The organism is Pseudomonas sp. GW823-FHT03E05, assembly GCF_058796855.1.
Genome location: NZ_JBXAJB010000004.1, coordinates 545,116 through 560,943, shown reverse-complemented (window position 1 = coordinate 560,943; position 15,828 = coordinate 545,116). Strand labels below are relative to the sequence as shown.

The following is a 15,828-nucleotide window of genomic DNA, read 5'->3' as shown; positions in this document are numbered from 1 at the left end:
GCTCAGGCGGCGCGCAGGGAAATGAAGGCGTAGTCCAGAGGCGTTTCACTGACCACCTGGGCACCGGCGGCCTGGACCTGACCGGCGATATCGTCTCCGGACAGGTGAAAGCGCCAGGGCTGGCCCGGTGCTCCGAGTGGTGCAGCCTGGACCTGGTCGATGGCGTTAGCCAGGGCGCCCATGTCCGGCAGGTAAGCGGTGAGCCCGTCGCCCTTGAGCGCTGTGGTGCGAATGCCCAGCAAGGCGCAAATGGCTTCCTTGGTGTGGATGTCGTCACGGTCGGCCTGGCGCGAGCGGCGGATCAGCTCGGCCAGCTCCTGATCCACCAGTTCATTCCCCAGAATCAGTTGCGGGCCCTGTTCCCAGGATTCCGGCGGGCATTCCTTGGCCTGCGGGTTGAGGGGAATGTGCGGATTGATTTCCATGGGGTAGATGCGGCACACCAGTGGCCGGCGCTGGTAGATGCGGCACAGCTGGTCTTCGTCAAGATTCCGGCAGGGGCCGACGTTGTAGGCGGCGAAGGTGATCGCCACATAGGCTTCGGTGGCGCCACTGCGGACCCGGCAGGAACGGCGTTCGGCGTGCTCGCGCTGCTGCATCGGCAGCCCCAGGCCATTGCCGAGGAAGGCTTCCACCAGAATGATCACCTGGCCGCCGTCGGCCGCCCAGTCGCGGGCTTCCAGCAGGGTCAGGGGCACGTGGTGATCGTTGCAGCATTTGCCGCAGCCGACGCAGGAAAACTGAGTGTTCATTGCACGAAGCGCCTTGTGGATCAGCAGGAGTCAGGTGGGAAAACCGTCATGGACGCTACCCGGGTCCATGCCGAAGCAAGTTATGCGCCATTCACCGGGCCTTGAGGGCCGGCCGGATCGAGTCCCACTCGCTGACCGCAGCCTGGCCGGTCTGCCTGTTGTACAGGCACAGTTCGATGCCCGATTGGCCGCGCATGTGTTTCTGCGGGTAGCGGCCTTGCAGCAACAGGGCGCTGACGCCGACCTGGTCGGGAAATTGCGCGATGGTTCCCACGGGTTTGGGGTTTTGCAGGCCGCTGGCCTGGGTACAGCTGATTCGGATGGCCTGCTCCAGGGCGGCCCAGGCATCGTCGCTGGAGGCGCTGGCCTGGCCGGTGAGGGTGGCCAGGCAGAGCAGGCACAGAGTCTTGGCGTTCATGGGGGCGGCTCCTTGGGGCGCAGGGGCTTTGGGATCGCCGGGGCTGATCCGGCCGTTCGCAGCCTTCGGCGGCAGCTACAGGATAGTGACCGGCGGATCAGTCGAGGGTTTCGTGACGCACGATGTACATGCCGACGCTTTCGTAGAGGCGCCGGGCCCCCAGGTTGCCTTCCAGTACCCGCAGATCGACGCAGCCTTCCCGGCGTTCGGCGAACAGGATGAAGGCTTGCTGCAGCAAGGCGCGCCCCAGGCCCTGGCCGCGCGCGCGGGGGTGTACCACCAGGTCCTTGATGTAGGCGCTGGTCCAGCACTGGGCGACGCCGATCACACCTTCGGCATCCCGGGCCACCAGGCACAGTTCGGGGTCGTATTCGGCATCGCTCTCGAAGGCCTGGCGCCAGCTGTCCAGCACCGGGACGTCGCCGCCACCGTCCTGGTAGCCCAGATGCATCAACTGATGCACAGCCTGCGCATGCTCGGGGCTGTAGTTGTGCACAGTGATGCCGGCAGGCCACTGCGGCGCTGCCAAAGGGGCAGTGAGATCGCGGCGCATCAACAAACAGTGGATCTGGCTCATGCCTCAGGCGCCCTGGGTGGCAATGGTCTTGGCTGCGTCGATCAGGCAGCGGGTCAGTTCTGGCGAGGAAAACTTGGTGAGCACGGCGTTGGCACCGGCCACACGGGCTTTCTCGCTGTTCATGGCGCTGTCCAGGGAGGTGTGCAGCAGCACGTAGAGGTGAGCGAAGTCCGGGGTTTCCCGCAGGGTGCGGGTCAGGGCGTAGCCGTCCATCTCCGACATCTCGATGTCCGAGACAATCAGGTTGATCTCGTTGGCCGTGCCTTGCAGTTCCAGCAGGCAGTCGATGGCTTCCTTGGCGCTGCGGGCGGTGTGGCATTGCAGGCCGAGGTTGCGCAAGGTGTGTACCGATTGCTGCAGTGCCACCTGGCTGTCGTCCACCACCAAGATCCGCGCGTTGCCCAGGGCTTCGGCGTCTTCCATGCTCAGCTCGGTGGGCGCCATCTCGATCTGGGCCGGGGCGATGCCATGGATCACTTTCTCGATATCCAGTACCTGCACCAGGGTGCCGTCCACTTGGGTCACCCCGGTGATGTAGGACCGCAAGCCGCCGGAACCGAAGGGCGGTGGACGGATATCGGTGGTCAGGCAATGCACGATCTTGCTCACGGCCTGCACGTGCAGGCCCTGTTTGGAGCGGCTGACGTCAGTGACGATCAGGCAGCCGCTGTCGGGGTCGGCCAGGGGCCGCTCGCCGATGGCCCGGCTGAGATCGATCACCGACAGCGAGTTGCCCCGCAGGGTGGCGATGCCTTTCACGTGGGGGTGGGATTCGGGCAGCTTGGTCAGCGGCGGGCAGGGAATGATCTCACTGACTTTAAGCAGGTTGATTGCCATCAGCTTGCCGCTGCGCAAGGTAAACAGCAGAAGCGATAGCGAATCTGCGCGGGCTTTGTTGGAGGACATAAAAACCTTCTCTGGAGAAAATTGGCTCGTGGCACGGGCCACGGACAACCATTGATAACGGGTTATCGACGTGTTCAGGGCTGGCTTTAGCGGTGTTCCCGCTTTCCGTCGGCGGCGCGACCCTGGCCGGCAAGCCGGCTCCTGCAGAGGGGCGGGGCGCTTTGTCGGCGCTGGCGTTTACCGCAGGCCCAGGCGCTTGGCCAGGCGGCTCAGGTTGGCCCTGTCCAAGCCTAGCTCACGGGCGGCGCTGGCCCAGTTGTGCTGGTGCCGCTCCAGGCAACTGCTGATCAGTTGGCGCTGGTAGTGGTCGGTGGCCTGGCGCAGGTCGCCGGCTACGGCAGGCATGGCCTGGGTTGCAACAGCAGGGTCGACGGGGGCGCTGGTTCTTTCGCTGGCCCGGGGCAGGTCCAGATCGCCGGCATCCAGGCTGAGGATCTTCGGTCGCTCGGGGTGGTTGCCCAGCGCTTTCAGAGCGCTGCGCCCGATCAAGTGCTCCAGCTCGCGAACGTTGCCCGGCCAGTGGTAGGCCAGCAGCGCCTGTTGCGCCTCAGCGCTCAGGCGCAGGCTGCCCAGGCCCATGCGCGAGCGGTTCTGTTCCAGGAAGTAGCCACTGAGCAGCAGCACATCGCGGCCGCGCTCGCGCAGTGCCGGCACCCGTAGGGGGTAGACGCTGAGACGGTGGTAGAAGTCGGCACGATAGCGGCCGTTGCGCACTTCTTCCGCCAGATCGCGGTTGGTGGCGGCAATCAGGCGCACGTCGACCCGATGCTCCTGGTCCGACCCCAGGCGTTGCAGTTGGCCGCTTTGCAGCACCCGCAGCAGTTTGGCCTGTACTGTCAGCGACAACTCGCCCACTTCATCGAGAAACAGCGTGCCGCCATTGGCCAGTTCGAATTTTCCCCGGCGATCCTGGGTGGCCCCGGTGAAGGCGCCGCGCACGTGGCCGAACAGCTCGCTCTCCACCAGGGTGTCGGGCAGGGCCGCGCAGTTGAGGCTGATGATCGGCTGCTCGGCCCGGGGCGAAGCCGCGTGGATAGCCTGGGCGACCAGTTCCTTGCCGACGCCGGTTTCTCCGGTGATCAGCACCGTCAGGTCGCTGCCGCCCACCAGCTTGATTTCCTCCAGCAAGCGTTTGTGGGCCTTGCTCTGGCCGATCATCTCGCGGTTCTGCCCACTGGCCTGGCGATAGACCTCGGCCCGCTGGTGCTCGTTTTCGGCGCGCTGGGCCAGGCGTTCGATGCGCTGGGCTGCGCTGACCGTTGCGGCGGCGAGGCTGGCGAAGGCTTGCAGGGCATCCAGCTCGATGGGTTCGAAGCGCTGCGGGTCCAGGGCATCGAGGGTCAGCAGGCCCCAGGGGCGCTCGTCGACGAACAGCGGGCAGCCCATGCAGTCATGCACTTCCAGGTGATCATCGAGCCCTTCCACCAGCCCGTCGTAGGGGTCGGGCAAGTCGCTGTCGCTGGCAAAGCGGGTCGGGCCCGGGCTGCCGAGCAGGGCGGCGAAGCGCGGATGCTCGCTGACCTTGAAACGGCGGCCCAGGGTGTCGGTGCTCAAGCCGTTGACCGCCAGGGGCACCAGCCACTCGCCATCCAGACGCAGCAGTGCGGTGGCATCGCAGGGCAGCAGGGCGCGCAGAGCTTCCAGCAGGCGGCGATAGCGCTCGCCTTCGGGCAGCTCGCGGGACAGGTCGGTGACCAGGGGAAGCAGGGCGGTGAGCAGGGATTTTGCAGTCATAATGACTCCGTGGTGTCTTAATGACTATAAAAGACAGAGTGTCTTTATGACTATATTTATTTTAACTTGTTGATATTTAACGGATTTATTTTTGGCACGAAAACTGATTAGGCATAGGAAACCTGCAAGCAGTCATAAAGTCCAGGAGTTGTCCTTATGCTAAGCGTTCAAGATCGTGCCATTATCAAAGCCACTGTGCCCCTGCTCGAAAGCGGCGGCGAAGCCCTGATTACCCACTTCTACCGGATGATGCTCTCCGAGTACCCGCAAGTGCGGCCACTGTTCAACCAGGCGCATCAGGCCAGCGGCGATCAGCCCCGGGCCTTGGCCAATGGTGTTCTGATGTATGCCCGGCACATCGACCAACTGGACCAGTTGGGGGATCTGGTGGCCAAGATCATCAACAAGCACGTCGCCTTGCAGATCCTTCCGGAACACTACCCCATCGTCGGCAGTTGCCTGCTGCGGGCCATTTCCGAAGTGCTGGGCAGCGAGATCGCCACCCAGGAAGTGATCGATGCCTGGGCCGCCGCCTATAATCAGCTGGCGGATATCCTGATCGGCGCCGAGGCGGCGATCTACGACGAGAAAGCCCAGGCGCCCGGCGGCTGGCGCGGTGCCCGTGAGTTCCGGCTGGTGCAGAAGGTGGAAGAAAGCGCGGAAATCACCTCCTTTTATTTCGAACCGCTGGACCAGGGGCCGATCCTCGCCGCTGAACCGGGGCAGTACATCGGTTTGCAGCTCTTTATAGGGGGCGAGGAAATCCGTCGTAACTACTCCCTCTCGGCACTTTCCAACCAGGGCCAGTACCGCATCAGCGTCAAGCGTGAAACCGGCGGCGTGGCCTCCAACTACCTGCATGACCAGTGCCCGGTGGGCACCAGCGTCATGCTGTTCCCTCCTGCGGGGGAGTTCACCCTGGCGGCCAGCGACAAACCGCTGGTGCTGATCAGCGGCGGGGTGGGCATCACTCCAACCCTGCCGATGCTGGAGGCGGCGCTGGCCACCGAGCGTCCGGTGCATTTCATCCACTGCGCCCGCAACGGCCAGGTGCATGCCTTTCGCAGCTGGGTCGATGAACTGGCCCAGCGGTATCCACAGCTCAAGCGCTTCTATTGCTACGCCGAGGATGACGGTGTCAGCCCGGCGGCGGACAAGCTGGGCATGCTGACCCGCGAGCAACTGGCCGAGTGGCTGCCGGAGCAACGCGACCTGGACGCCTACTTCCTCGGGCCCAAGGGTTTCATGGCCGCGATCAAGCGCCACCTTCAGGCCCTGGGCATTCCCGAGCAGCAGAGCCGCTATGAGTTCTTCGGTCCGGCAGCGGCCCTAGAATAACCACCCCGGCCGGCTCCCCTCGGGCGCCGGCCTTTTCTCTCTCCCCTTCGTTTCATGTCGCTCCGGCATTCGCTGATTTTCCCGAAACCGCCTTTATTCTCGGCGTATTTGGTATGGCGGTTAATCCACTCTTAACCTGCTTGTCGCTATTGTCCGCAACTGGCAAAGCGCCCGAAGCCGCGTTGCAGTGGCGCTGTACGTCCCTGCATTCAAAGGTCATGTTCAACGTGTAGACTTCCCGGCAGCCGGGTGTGCCTCTGCGAGCATTGGCCTGCACGCTATCGACGGGTTCATCGAAGACAATCTCGGTCTGCCGCCTCGGGTCTCGGGGGCAGGCTGAACACAACAGAAAAAGGAATAGGGATGAGTGACGACAGACTGGGTTTGGGGCGCGAGCGGCGTTTCCTGGTGCTGCTGGGGATTATCTGCCTGGCACTGATCGGCGGAGCCCTGTACATGCAGGTGGTGCTGGGCGAGGCGCCGTGCCCGCTGTGCATCCTGCAGCGTTATGCCTTGCTGCTGATTGCACTGTTTGCCTTCATCGGTGCGGCCATGAGTTCGCGACGTGGGGTCACGGTCATGGAAACCCTGGTGGTCATCTGCGCCCTCGCCGGCGCGGGCGTGGCGGGGCACCATGTGTACACCCAGTTCTACCCCTCGGTGAGCTGTGGCATCGATGTACTGCAGCCGATTGTCGACAGCCTGCCATTGGCCAAGATCTTCCCCCTGGGCTTTCAGGTCGACGGTTTCTGCTCCACGCCGTACCCGCCGATCCTCGGTCTGTCCCTGGCCCAGTGGGCGCTGGTGGCGTTCGTGCTGACGGTGATCCTGGTGCCTCTGGGTGTGGTGCGCAATCGCAAGAAAACCTACTGATTCGCCCGTAAAAGCCCCGGCTCCCCATGGGAGGGCCGGGGCTTTTTTGTGCCGTTCATTCGGCACCTGAAAAGTCCGTGATTTGCGGCAAGCGCAGGTGCGGCAAAAGTGCGACATGTTGTCACAGTGCCGCGGTCGCTGAGGGGCGGTTGAGTCGCTGCAACAGACTGCATTCTGGCGCGCTGGTTCAATGAGAGCCTGTCAGTTTGTGTACGCGAGCCTGTCGGCCGAGAACCATAGCCTGCTATCGATACAAATCTTCACAGCGCCCGTTTTACAAGGGGTGAAGCCTGATGGAAGGCGGCCCTCAGGGGGGATCGAGAGTCCTGGAAGGGGGGTGTTTCAGGTCCTTTTTGGGGCTTTTTGTTGCAAATGAAAATCGCTATGATTGCGATCCTTCGCAACAATCATGAGGGATTGTTGCGCCATGGGATAAAAATTATTTCGGGATAAGACATGGTTTATAAAACGCGACATATCTACAATCGCCCGCACTGAATTTCCGACGCTGCTCAACCCTGAGCACACGAGGACGGTCGAGGGGCGGATAGAGCGCTCCATGCGACTGCGGGTGTCGGCGCCTTCCAAACTTCCGCACCAAATGGAATTGGTCTGTAACAAGGCCTTTGACCACGAGATCGAATAAGAACCACTGCTAGCCCGGGATGTGTCGTTGAGCGCTTAACGCAACGGGCAGGCCCTTATTCAATTGAAGAAAAATGCCAACCCTTGGCAGGGTGAAGTGTTGGCGATCAAAACCCAACTGCATTGCGCAAGCTGCTTTAGAGGTCGTGAGATGAGTAAAAACAGGTACCCCAGATTACTAGGCTTATTGCCGCTGCTCGGCATGTTAATGCTGGGAGGCTGCAAGTGGACCTTGCTCGATCCCAAGGGTCAGGTCGGTCTGGATGAACGAAACCTGATCATCACGGCAACCATCCTGATGCTGCTGGTGGTTGTGCCGGTCATCATCATGACCTTCGCCTTCGCCTGGAAATACCGCGCCTCCAACAAGGACGCGACCTACGCGCCGAAGTGGTCCCACTCCACCAAGATCGAGATCGCGGTGTGGCTGGTTCCGGTGCTCATCATCATTGCCCTGGGTTATGTCACCTACAAGTCGACCCACGCCCTGGACCCGTACCGTCCGCTGGATTCCGACGTCAAGCCAGTGACCATCGAAGTGGTCGCCATGGACTGGAAGTGGCTGTTCATCTATCCCGACCAAGGGATCGCCACCGTCAACAAGATCGTTTTCCCGGCCCATACCCCGGTGAACTTCCGCGTGACCTCCGACACCGTGATGAACTCGTTCTTCATCCCGGGCCTGGGCGGCCAGATCTACGCGATGGCGGGCATGACCACCAAGCTGCACCTGATTGCCAACCAGAACAGCGAACTTGAAGGTATCTCCGCCAACTACAGTGGCGCGGGTTTCACCGGCATGAAGTTCAAAGCGATCGCTACCAGTCAGGAAGATTTCGACGCCTGGGTAAACGAAGTCAAGAAGGCACCTAAACAGCTGGACACCGCTGAATACGAAGCCCTTTCCAAGCCAAGCCAGAACAATCCTGTAGAGCTCTACTCCGCCTACGCGCCAAACCTGTTCCAGACCGTCATCGACAAGTATGAAGGCATGAAACCGGGCAAGCCGCTCAAGCACGAGAAGAAAGAAAAGGAAGTGGCCGCAACGGAAGGGATGGACGTGAGTTCGCATTCAGCTGCCGGGGCAGAGGAGTAAACGATGTTTGGTAAATTAAGTCTGGAAGCGATTCCGTTCCACGAGCCGATTGTCATGGTCACCGTTGCCATGATTCTGCTCGGTGGCGTGGCGCTGTTCGCGGCAATCACCTACTTCAAGAAGTGGACCTATCTGTGGACCGAGTGGCTGACGTCCGTCGACCACAAGAAAATCGGTGTGATGTACATCATCGTCGCCATGGTCATGCTGCTGCGTGGTTTTGCCGACGCCATCATGATGCGTACCCAGCTGGCCATGGCCACCGAGGGTTCGCCTGGCTACCTGCCACCTGAACACTATGACCAGATCTTCACCGCTCACGGTGTGATCATGATCATCTTCATGGCGATGCCATTCTTCACCGGCCTGATGAACCTTGTCGTGCCGCTGCAGATCGGCGCGCGTGACGTGGCCTATCCGTTCCTCAACTCCCTGAGCTTCTGGCTGCTGGTATCGGGCGTGGTGCTGATCAACCTGTCCCTGGGCGTTGGCGAATTCGCCAAGACCGGCTGGGTTGCCTATCCGCCGCTGTCGGGCCTGCAATACAGTCCGGGCGTGGGTGTGGACTACTACATCTGGGCGCTACAGCTATCAGGGCTGGGGACAACGCTGACGGGGGTCAACTTCCTGGCCACCGTGCTGAAAATGCGTACCCCGGGCATGAAGATGATGGACATGCCGATCTTCACCTGGACCTGCACCTGGGCCAACGTGCTGATCGTGGCTTCGTTCCCGATCCTCACCGCTACCCTGGCACTGCTGACGCTTGACCGTTACATGGATTTCCACATTTTCACCAATGAACTTGGTGGCAATCCAATGATGTACGTGAACCTGTTCTGGGCCTGGGGTCACCCCGAGGTGTACATCCTGATCCTGCCGGCGTTCGGTATCTTCTCCGAAGTGATCTCGACCTTCTCCGGCAAGCGCCTGTTCGGCCACCATTCGATGATCTACGCTTCCGGCGCGATCTCGGTACTGGGCTTCATGGTCTGGCTGCACCACTTCTTCACCATGGGTTCGGGGGCCAGCGTCAACGCCTTCTTCGGCCTGGCGACGATGCTGATCTCGATTCCGACGGGGGTGAAGCTGTTCAACTGGCTGTTCACCATCTACCACGGCCGTCTGCGCATCACCAGCCAGGTTCTGTGGACCCTGGGCTTCATGGTGACCTTCGCCATCGGCGGCATGACTGGCGTACTGCTGGCCATTCCGGGTGCCGACTTCGTTCTGCACAACAGCCTGTTCGTGATCGCTCACTTCCACAACGTGATCATCGGCGGCGCGGTATTCGGCTACATCGCCGGCTTCAGCTTCTACTTCCCGAAAGCCTTCGGCTTCAAGCTGCATGAAGGTTGGGGCAAGGCTGCGTTCTGGTTCTGGATCTCCGGCTTCTTCGTCGCGTTCATGCCGCTCTATGCACTGGGCTTCATGGGCATGACCCGTCGTCTGAACGCCACCACCAACCCTGAGTGGGTGCCGTACCTGTACGTTGCCATGGTAGGTGCGGTGATGATCGCCGTGGGTATCGCCTGCCAGCTGATCCAGCTGTACGTCAGCGTGCGTGACCGCAAGCAGAACATGTGTGTATCCGGCGACCCTTGGAACGCCCACACCCTGGAATGGTCGACCTCGTCGCCACCTCCGTTCTACAACTTCGCGGTACTGCCGAAAGCCGAAGGCATCGATCCGTTCACCGAAGCCAAGGAAAACGGCACTGCCTACGCGCAGCCTGGCCGCTACCAGCCGATCCACATGCCCAACAACACCGCTACCGGTCTGGTCATGGGTGCTCTGCTGACCGTGTTCGGTTTCGCCATGATCTGGCACATCTGGTGGCTGGCCATCGCAAGCCTGGCCGGCACCGTGATCTATTTCGCGATCCACGCTGCCCGTGATGATCAAGGCTACATGGTGCCGGTCGAAACGATCGAGCGCATCGAAGCCGAACAGCACAAGCGTCTGGTATCGGAGAACAAGATCCCGGCTACCCGTGTTGAAACCTCGTTGGAACAGGCTTAATCCATGTCGAACTTAGTGACCAATGCTGGACACGCCCATGTCGATGACCATGGGCACGATGACCATCACCACGACTCGGGCGAGATGACCGTATTCGGTTTCTGGCTCTACCTGATGACCGACTGCATTCTGTTTGCGTCGATCTTCGCGGTATACGCGGTACTGGTTAACAACGTAGCGGGTGGCCCGTCGGGCCACGACATCTTCGAACTGCCATACGTACTGGGTGAAACCGCCCTGCTGCTGTTCAGTTCGATCACCTACGGCTTCGCCATGCTGGCGTTCTTCCGGGGCAACAAGAAGCAGGTACTGGGCTGGCTGGCCATGACCTTCCTGTTCGGCCTGGGCTTCATCGGCATGGAGATCAACGAGTTCCACCTGCTGATCTCCGAAGGCTATGGCCCTAGCCGTTCCGGCTTCCTGTCCGGGTTCTTCACCCTGGTCGGTACCCACGGTCTGCACGTGACCAGCGGTCTGATCTGGATGGCGATCATGATGTACCAGGTGCAGAAAAACGGCCTGACGGCGACCAACAAGACCCGTCTGAGCTGCCTGAGCCTGTTCTGGCACTTCCTGGACGTGGTGTGGATCTGCGTATTCACCGTTGTTTACCTGATGGGGACTATGTAAATGGCCAACACACACTCCCACGACGAAGCCGGTCACGGCAGCGTCAAGTCCTACGCCATCGGCTTCATCCTGTCGGTCATCCTGACACTGATCCCGTTCGGCCTGGTGATGTACCCATCGCTGCCCAAAGACGTGACCCTGTGGATCGTCCTGGCGTTCGCAGTCATCCAGGTGCTGGTGCACCTGGTGTACTTCCTGCACCTGGACCGTTCCGAAGCACAGCGCAACAACGTGGTGGCGTTCATCTTCGCCGCGTTGGTCATTGTTCTGCTGGTTGGTCTGTCGTTGTGGATCATGTTCAGCATCCACACCGTCATGATGGCGAAGTGAGGTAAACCCGATGTCGCTCAAGCACTTTATCCAAATCACCAAACCGGGGATCATTTTCGGTAACGTGCTTTCTGTGGCAGGCGGGTTCTTCCTGGCCTCGAAAGGGCATGTCGATCTGGCCATTTTCCTGGCCGCCATGATCGGCACCTCGCTGGTGGTAGCGTCCGGTTGCGTGTTCAACAACTGCATCGACCGTGACATCGACCTGAAGATGGAGCGCACCAAGAACCGCGTGCTGGTCCAGGGCCTGATTTCCCTGGAAGTGGCACTGGTCTACGCCTCAATCCTCGGTGTCGCCGGCGTCGCCCTGCTGTACTACGTGGCCAACCCGTTGGCCGCGTTGTTCGCGGTAATCGGCTTTGTCATCTACGTCGGCTTCTACAGCCTGTACCTCAAGCGCAAGTCGGTTCACGGCACGCTGGTGGGCAGTCTGTCCGGAGCCATGCCGCCAGTGATCGGCTATGTCGCGGTCAGCAACAGCTTCGACATGGCTGCGCTGACCCTGCTGGTGATGTTCAGCCTGTGGCAGATGCCGCATTCCTACGCCATCGCGATCTTCCGCTTCAACGATTACCTGGCCGCATCGATTCCGGTGCTGCCAGTGAAGCGTGGCATCCGCGTGGCCAAGAAGCACATCCTGCTCTACATCCTGGCATTCCTGGTGGCGACCCTGATGCTGACCTTCAGCGGTTACGCCGGCATGAGCTACCTGGCGGTAGCGGCGGCCATGGGCATGTACTGGTTGTACATGGCCTGGACCGGCTACAAGGCAGTGGATGACACCGTGTGGGCGCGCAAGCTCTTCGTGTTCTCGATCTTCACCATCACCGCGCTGAGCGTGATGATGTCGGTGGATTTCAAGGCCCCGACCGAGCTCCTGCTGACCTACGCACACTAAGCTGTCCAGGCCACAGGAAAAGCCCCGCCTTCGCAAGAAGCGCGGGGCTTTTTTCATTGCGCTGGGTTGATGGTCACATCATTTAAAGTTTTTCGGCCCGAAGGCCTGGCCTGGCCGGGTAAAATGCGCCGTTCGTGGATAGAACCTGAGTGGATGCAATGGAAAACCGTATTGAACTGTACGACTCGAAGGTGCGCTATGGCGTCATCAGTCGCGGACTGCACTGGGCCATGGCCCTGGCCTTTGCCTGGATCTACAGCACCACCAGTGCGCATTACCTGATGGCCGATTCGGCCCTGGACAAGTTCCTCTGGCCGACCCACAAGCAAGTCGGCCTGCTGTTGATGGCCCTGCTGCTGGTGCGTGTGGTCTGGAGCCTGTTGAACCGTCACCGCCGGCCGCCGAGCCTCAACCTTGCAGCAACCCTGGGGCATGGGCTGCTGTATGCCGGGATGTTTGCCATTCCGTTTCTCGGCCTGTTGCGTCAGTACGGCTCGGGTCGCGCCTTTTCCGCCTTCGGTCTGCCGGTAATGAACGGCTTCGACGGGCCGAAGATCCAGTGGATGACCGAACTGGGCAACAATTTCCACAGCCTCCTGGGCTGGACCCTGCTGGTGCTGATCGTCGGCCATGTGGCGGCGCTGATCCTGCACTGCATCAAGGGCCAGGGGCATATTCTGCGGCGCATGGCCGGCAGTGCACGCTCGGCGTGAGCCGCGCACCCGAACACGGAAAAGCCCCGCCTTCGACAGACGCGCGGGGTATTTTATTGAGAGCCCTTGCGTGGGCTGCCCAACTATTCAAATGACCCAACTCATGCAGGAAGCAGAATGATGAAGAAAACAGCGGTTATCGTGTTCAGCGGCGGACAGGACTCGACAACCTGTCTGATCCACGCCTTGCCGCTCTATGACGAAGTGCACTGCATTACGTTCGACTATGGCCAGCGGCACCACGCGGAAATCGAGACCGCGCAGCGGCTATCCAAGCAGTTGGGGGCGACCGTGCACAAAGTGCTGGACGCTTCGTTACTCAACGAACTGGCGATCAGCAGCCTCACTCGGGACAACATTCCGGTGCCCACGGTGAACAGTTCAGGCGAAAGCTTGCCCAGTACCTTTGTACCCGGAAGAAATATCCTGTTCCTTACCCTGGCCTCTATCTACGCCTATCAGGTAAAAGCCGAGACCGTGATTACCGGAGTGTGCGAGACCGATTTCTCGGGTTACCCCGATTGCCGCGATGAATTTGTAAAGGCATTGAACAAGGCCCTCGAACTGGGCATGGAGTACAAGTTGCGCCTCGAGACTCCACTGATGTGGCTGAACAAGGCAGAAACCTGGGCCCTGGCGGACTACCACAATCAACTGGAGCTGGTTCGCGAGCAAACCCTGACTTGCTACAACGGCATCATGGGCAGTGGCTGCGCCAACTGCGACGCCTGCAATCTACGGGCAAAAGGCTTGAACGCTTATCTGGAGAACAAGACGCAAGTCATGGATAGCCTGAAGAGCAAGATGGGTCTGAAGTGAGGATTTGAGCAGCTTGCTGCCCTTGGAGCCCAACACTGAACCTGCCTGGCAGATAGGTGTTGAGCTCCGGCGTCGCTCTACAAACAGCGATCGATCATTTTGCCTGGCTATCCGTTATGTATCTCTTGAACAGTGATCGTGCGCCATAGGCGGGCAATATATTGAAGAATGCAAAACAGACCTTGATTGCGATCTGAACATAAATCATGTTCAGGATGTCGTTGTTTTGCATGGCTCCATAGAATGCGATGTAGCAAAACACGAAGCTGTCGATGATGACCGCAAACAAGGTGCTGAGGAATATCCGCAGAAATAGGAATCTGGAGTTTGTGAGTTCCTTTATCTTGCACAGCAAATATGAGTTTATGTTTTCAGAAACAAGGAAGGAAACGGAAGACGCTACCAGTACAGACGACACCTGGATAATAACGTCGTTATAAGGTGTATCGAGTTTCCAGCCTGGCAGTCCGGGGAGAAAAGTGGACGCGTAGAGCAGGATGATGATCATGGCGTTGCTTGCAAATGCAAACAGAATGGCTCTTCTGGCGAGCCTGAGTCCGAAGTTCTCGTTCAGCAGGTCAACGATCAGGAATGTCAGAGGGTACAGAAAGGTGCCGGGGGTAATAATGATGTCGAGGGATTCAAGGTAGATCGGCTTTGTTGCAGCGATGCTGGTGAAAATATAAAAGGTAAAGAGCAGCAGGTTGAGGATGATGTAGATCATCCATGAGTTTTCATTGCGATCGTTCAAGTCGTATGCAGTAAGTGTTCCTCCTTGGGAGTAGAACTTTTTATACAGATTTTTAACTTCCATTTTGTTCAAGTTATCCATTATTTCGCTGTTCACTACTTCGCTCAGCTTTATTTTTATGACCTTGCCGGTGTCGATGATCATGATCACGGCCAGGTTTTTATTGTTCTCAAACCCCAGAAGCTTGTACTTGCTGTTCTCGATATCACCTTCATAGGCAGTCATTGAAGCGTTCCTCAATGATATCGCCGACAACGGATATACGATCCGGGTCGAAGACGACCTCGTTCATGATCAGCAGTTTCCTGGTCTGTTTGTCGTAAGCCAGTTTTTCCTTTTCATCGGTGATCGTCCCCTTTTGCACGATCAGCAGGCCGCCGACCTCATACATGCCCTTGATATCGTTTTCCAGGCGCACGGCTATCAAGTTGCAGGATGTACCGAAGTAGTAGGTCAATGGGAAACAAGTGGCGAGTTCGCCAATACGTTTATCCATGTTGGCCATCAACTGGCTTTCCTTGAGGATCGGAACAGCAGCCGGGTTCATGTTCCCTTGCGGGGAAATGCTGCTTTCGATGATCTCCTTCTCTTCAAAGTCGACGGTTTCTATTTCCTCATAGGAAATGCCGAAGAAGTCGGAGATTTTTCGAATGGTGGACTGCTGGACGTTGCTGACCTTGCCTTCCAGGATGTTGTATATGGTTGTTCTGGTCAGGCCACTGGCGTTGCATAAAGACAGTTGTGTCTCTCCGCGACTTTTAATCAGGTATTTGATATTGCTTTTTAAATACTCTGTTCTTTCTCTTCTGTGCATCAAATGCCTCACCATTTCCTTATAGTCGTAATGCATCGAATTTTTTAGCGTTCACATCGCGCATGGCATCGATTGCCTGCTGCCAATAGCGGGATCACTGTGGCAGAAGCCTGTCAGTTGCTTTTGTGTTGTCTGGTAATTCGCTAGTGCTCCTTTAGCCAGCCTGTATCCGTCCTGGGATACTTCGCTACGGGGACTGTGGGCGATCAAGTCGCTGAGAGGGGCCGGTTTGCACAGGGCCGCAACGGACAAGTGTTGCATGCGTCAGCCATGACAATAAAGCCCCAGGGGTTGGGCATTATCACTCTCGCCCTGCGGCTTGCACCGGCAAGGCTGCGCCGATGTCCTTCCACTTCAAAAAAGAAGCATTTAACTTTGAGGATGTTTAATTTTTTGATTAATTCTGTTACGCCTTATACAGTCTTGACCCAGGGCCCGGATCAGCCCGATTCACACCAACGAACGTAAAACCCAGGAAGCACGCCCTCGTTCGTGGCGCGCAGTACTCAAGG

At 59.0% G+C, this 15,828-nt stretch carries 16 protein-coding genes; 9 read left to right on the top strand and 7 right to left on the bottom strand.

What is annotated here, in order from left to right:
* Window positions 1–2: 2 nt before the first annotated feature.
* The 5 genes from AC1RCO_RS19485 to norR all read right to left on the bottom strand — a co-directional run bounded on the left by AC1RCO_RS19485 (window position 3) and on the right by norR (window position 4,387).
* On the bottom strand, window positions 3–752 hold the full coding sequence (locus tag AC1RCO_RS19485; protein ID WP_492617958.1) for a YkgJ family cysteine cluster protein: 750 nt from the start codon (window positions 750–752) through the stop codon (window positions 3–5).
* 91 nt (window positions 753–843) lie between these two features.
* Entirely contained in the window at window positions 844–1,170 is a 327-nt protein-coding gene (locus AC1RCO_RS19480; RefSeq protein ID WP_015636919.1) for a hypothetical protein, read from the bottom strand.
* Between the two features lie 97 nt (window positions 1,171–1,267).
* A complete protein-coding gene (locus AC1RCO_RS19475; RefSeq protein WP_015636918.1) occupies window positions 1,268–1,747 on the bottom strand; it encodes a GNAT family N-acetyltransferase in 480 nt (159 codons plus the stop codon).
* A gap of 3 nt (window positions 1,748–1,750) precedes the next feature.
* The gene (locus AC1RCO_RS19470) at window positions 1,751–2,653 is read right to left on the bottom strand and encodes a chemotaxis protein (protein ID WP_011063291.1); all 903 of its coding nucleotides are present in this window, start codon (window positions 2,651–2,653) and stop codon (window positions 1,751–1,753) included.
* 177 nt (window positions 2,654–2,830) lie between these two features.
* Window positions 2,831–4,387 carry a nitric oxide reductase transcriptional regulator NorR gene (norR, locus tag AC1RCO_RS19465; RefSeq protein WP_401335316.1) on the bottom strand — a complete coding sequence of 519 codons (1,557 nt, stop codon included), beginning with the start codon at window positions 4,385–4,387 and terminating at the stop codon, window positions 2,831–2,833.
* Between the two features lie 156 nt (window positions 4,388–4,543).
* Here norR and hmpA point away from each other — a divergent pair, with 156 nt between their 5' ends.
* From hmpA to queC, 9 genes are all read left to right on the top strand, one after another.
* Window positions 4,544–5,725, top strand: coding sequence for an NO-inducible flavohemoprotein (gene hmpA / locus AC1RCO_RS19460; protein WP_445494988.1), 1,182 nt, complete (start codon window positions 4,544–4,546; stop codon window positions 5,723–5,725).
* A 363-nt stretch (window positions 5,726–6,088) separates the two neighbouring features.
* Window positions 6,089–6,598 carry a disulfide bond formation protein B gene (locus AC1RCO_RS19455; RefSeq protein WP_011063288.1) on the top strand — a complete coding sequence of 170 codons (510 nt, stop codon included), beginning with the start codon at window positions 6,089–6,091 and terminating at the stop codon, window positions 6,596–6,598.
* A gap of 796 nt (window positions 6,599–7,394) precedes the next feature.
* A complete protein-coding gene (gene cyoA, locus AC1RCO_RS19450; protein ID WP_492617957.1) occupies window positions 7,395–8,339 on the top strand; it encodes a ubiquinol oxidase subunit II in 945 nt (314 codons plus the stop codon).
* A gap of 3 nt (window positions 8,340–8,342) precedes the next feature.
* A complete protein-coding gene (gene cyoB / locus AC1RCO_RS19445; RefSeq protein ID WP_011063286.1) occupies window positions 8,343–10,361 on the top strand; it encodes a cytochrome o ubiquinol oxidase subunit I in 2,019 nt (672 codons plus the stop codon).
* A 3-nt stretch (window positions 10,362–10,364) separates the two neighbouring features.
* On the top strand, window positions 10,365–10,991 hold the full coding sequence (locus AC1RCO_RS19440; RefSeq protein ID WP_011063285.1) for a cytochrome o ubiquinol oxidase subunit III: 627 nt from the start codon (window positions 10,365–10,367) through the stop codon (window positions 10,989–10,991).
* Window positions 10,992–11,321 (top strand): cytochrome o ubiquinol oxidase subunit IV, encoded by a 330-nt coding sequence (gene cyoD, locus AC1RCO_RS19435; RefSeq protein WP_011063284.1) that lies wholly within the window; start codon window positions 10,992–10,994, stop codon window positions 11,319–11,321.
* 10 nt (window positions 11,322–11,331) lie between these two features.
* Window positions 11,332–12,219, top strand: a complete 888-nt coding sequence (cyoE, locus tag AC1RCO_RS19430; RefSeq protein WP_011063283.1) for a heme o synthase — start codon at window positions 11,332–11,334, stop codon at window positions 12,217–12,219.
* Between the two features lie 158 nt (window positions 12,220–12,377).
* Window positions 12,378–12,932 (top strand): cytochrome b, encoded by a 555-nt coding sequence (locus tag AC1RCO_RS19425; protein ID WP_015636915.1) that lies wholly within the window; start codon window positions 12,378–12,380, stop codon window positions 12,930–12,932.
* 120 nt (window positions 12,933–13,052) lie between these two features.
* The gene (gene queC, locus AC1RCO_RS19420; RefSeq protein WP_011063281.1) at window positions 13,053–13,751 is read left to right on the top strand and encodes a 7-cyano-7-deazaguanine synthase QueC; all 699 of its coding nucleotides are present in this window, start codon (window positions 13,053–13,055) and stop codon (window positions 13,749–13,751) included.
* Between the two features lie 94 nt (window positions 13,752–13,845).
* Here queC and AC1RCO_RS19415 read toward each other — a convergent pair whose 3' ends face one another.
* Window positions 13,846–14,727, bottom strand: a complete 882-nt coding sequence (locus AC1RCO_RS19415) for a queuosine precursor transporter (RefSeq protein ID WP_019094238.1) — start codon at window positions 14,725–14,727, stop codon at window positions 13,846–13,848.
* Window positions 14,714–15,316, bottom strand: coding sequence for a helix-turn-helix transcriptional regulator (locus AC1RCO_RS19410; RefSeq protein WP_011063279.1), 603 nt, complete (start codon window positions 15,314–15,316; stop codon window positions 14,714–14,716). Before AC1RCO_RS19410 ends, AC1RCO_RS19415 begins: the two co-directional genes overlap by 14 nt.
* Window positions 15,317–15,828: the final 512 nt, after the last annotated feature.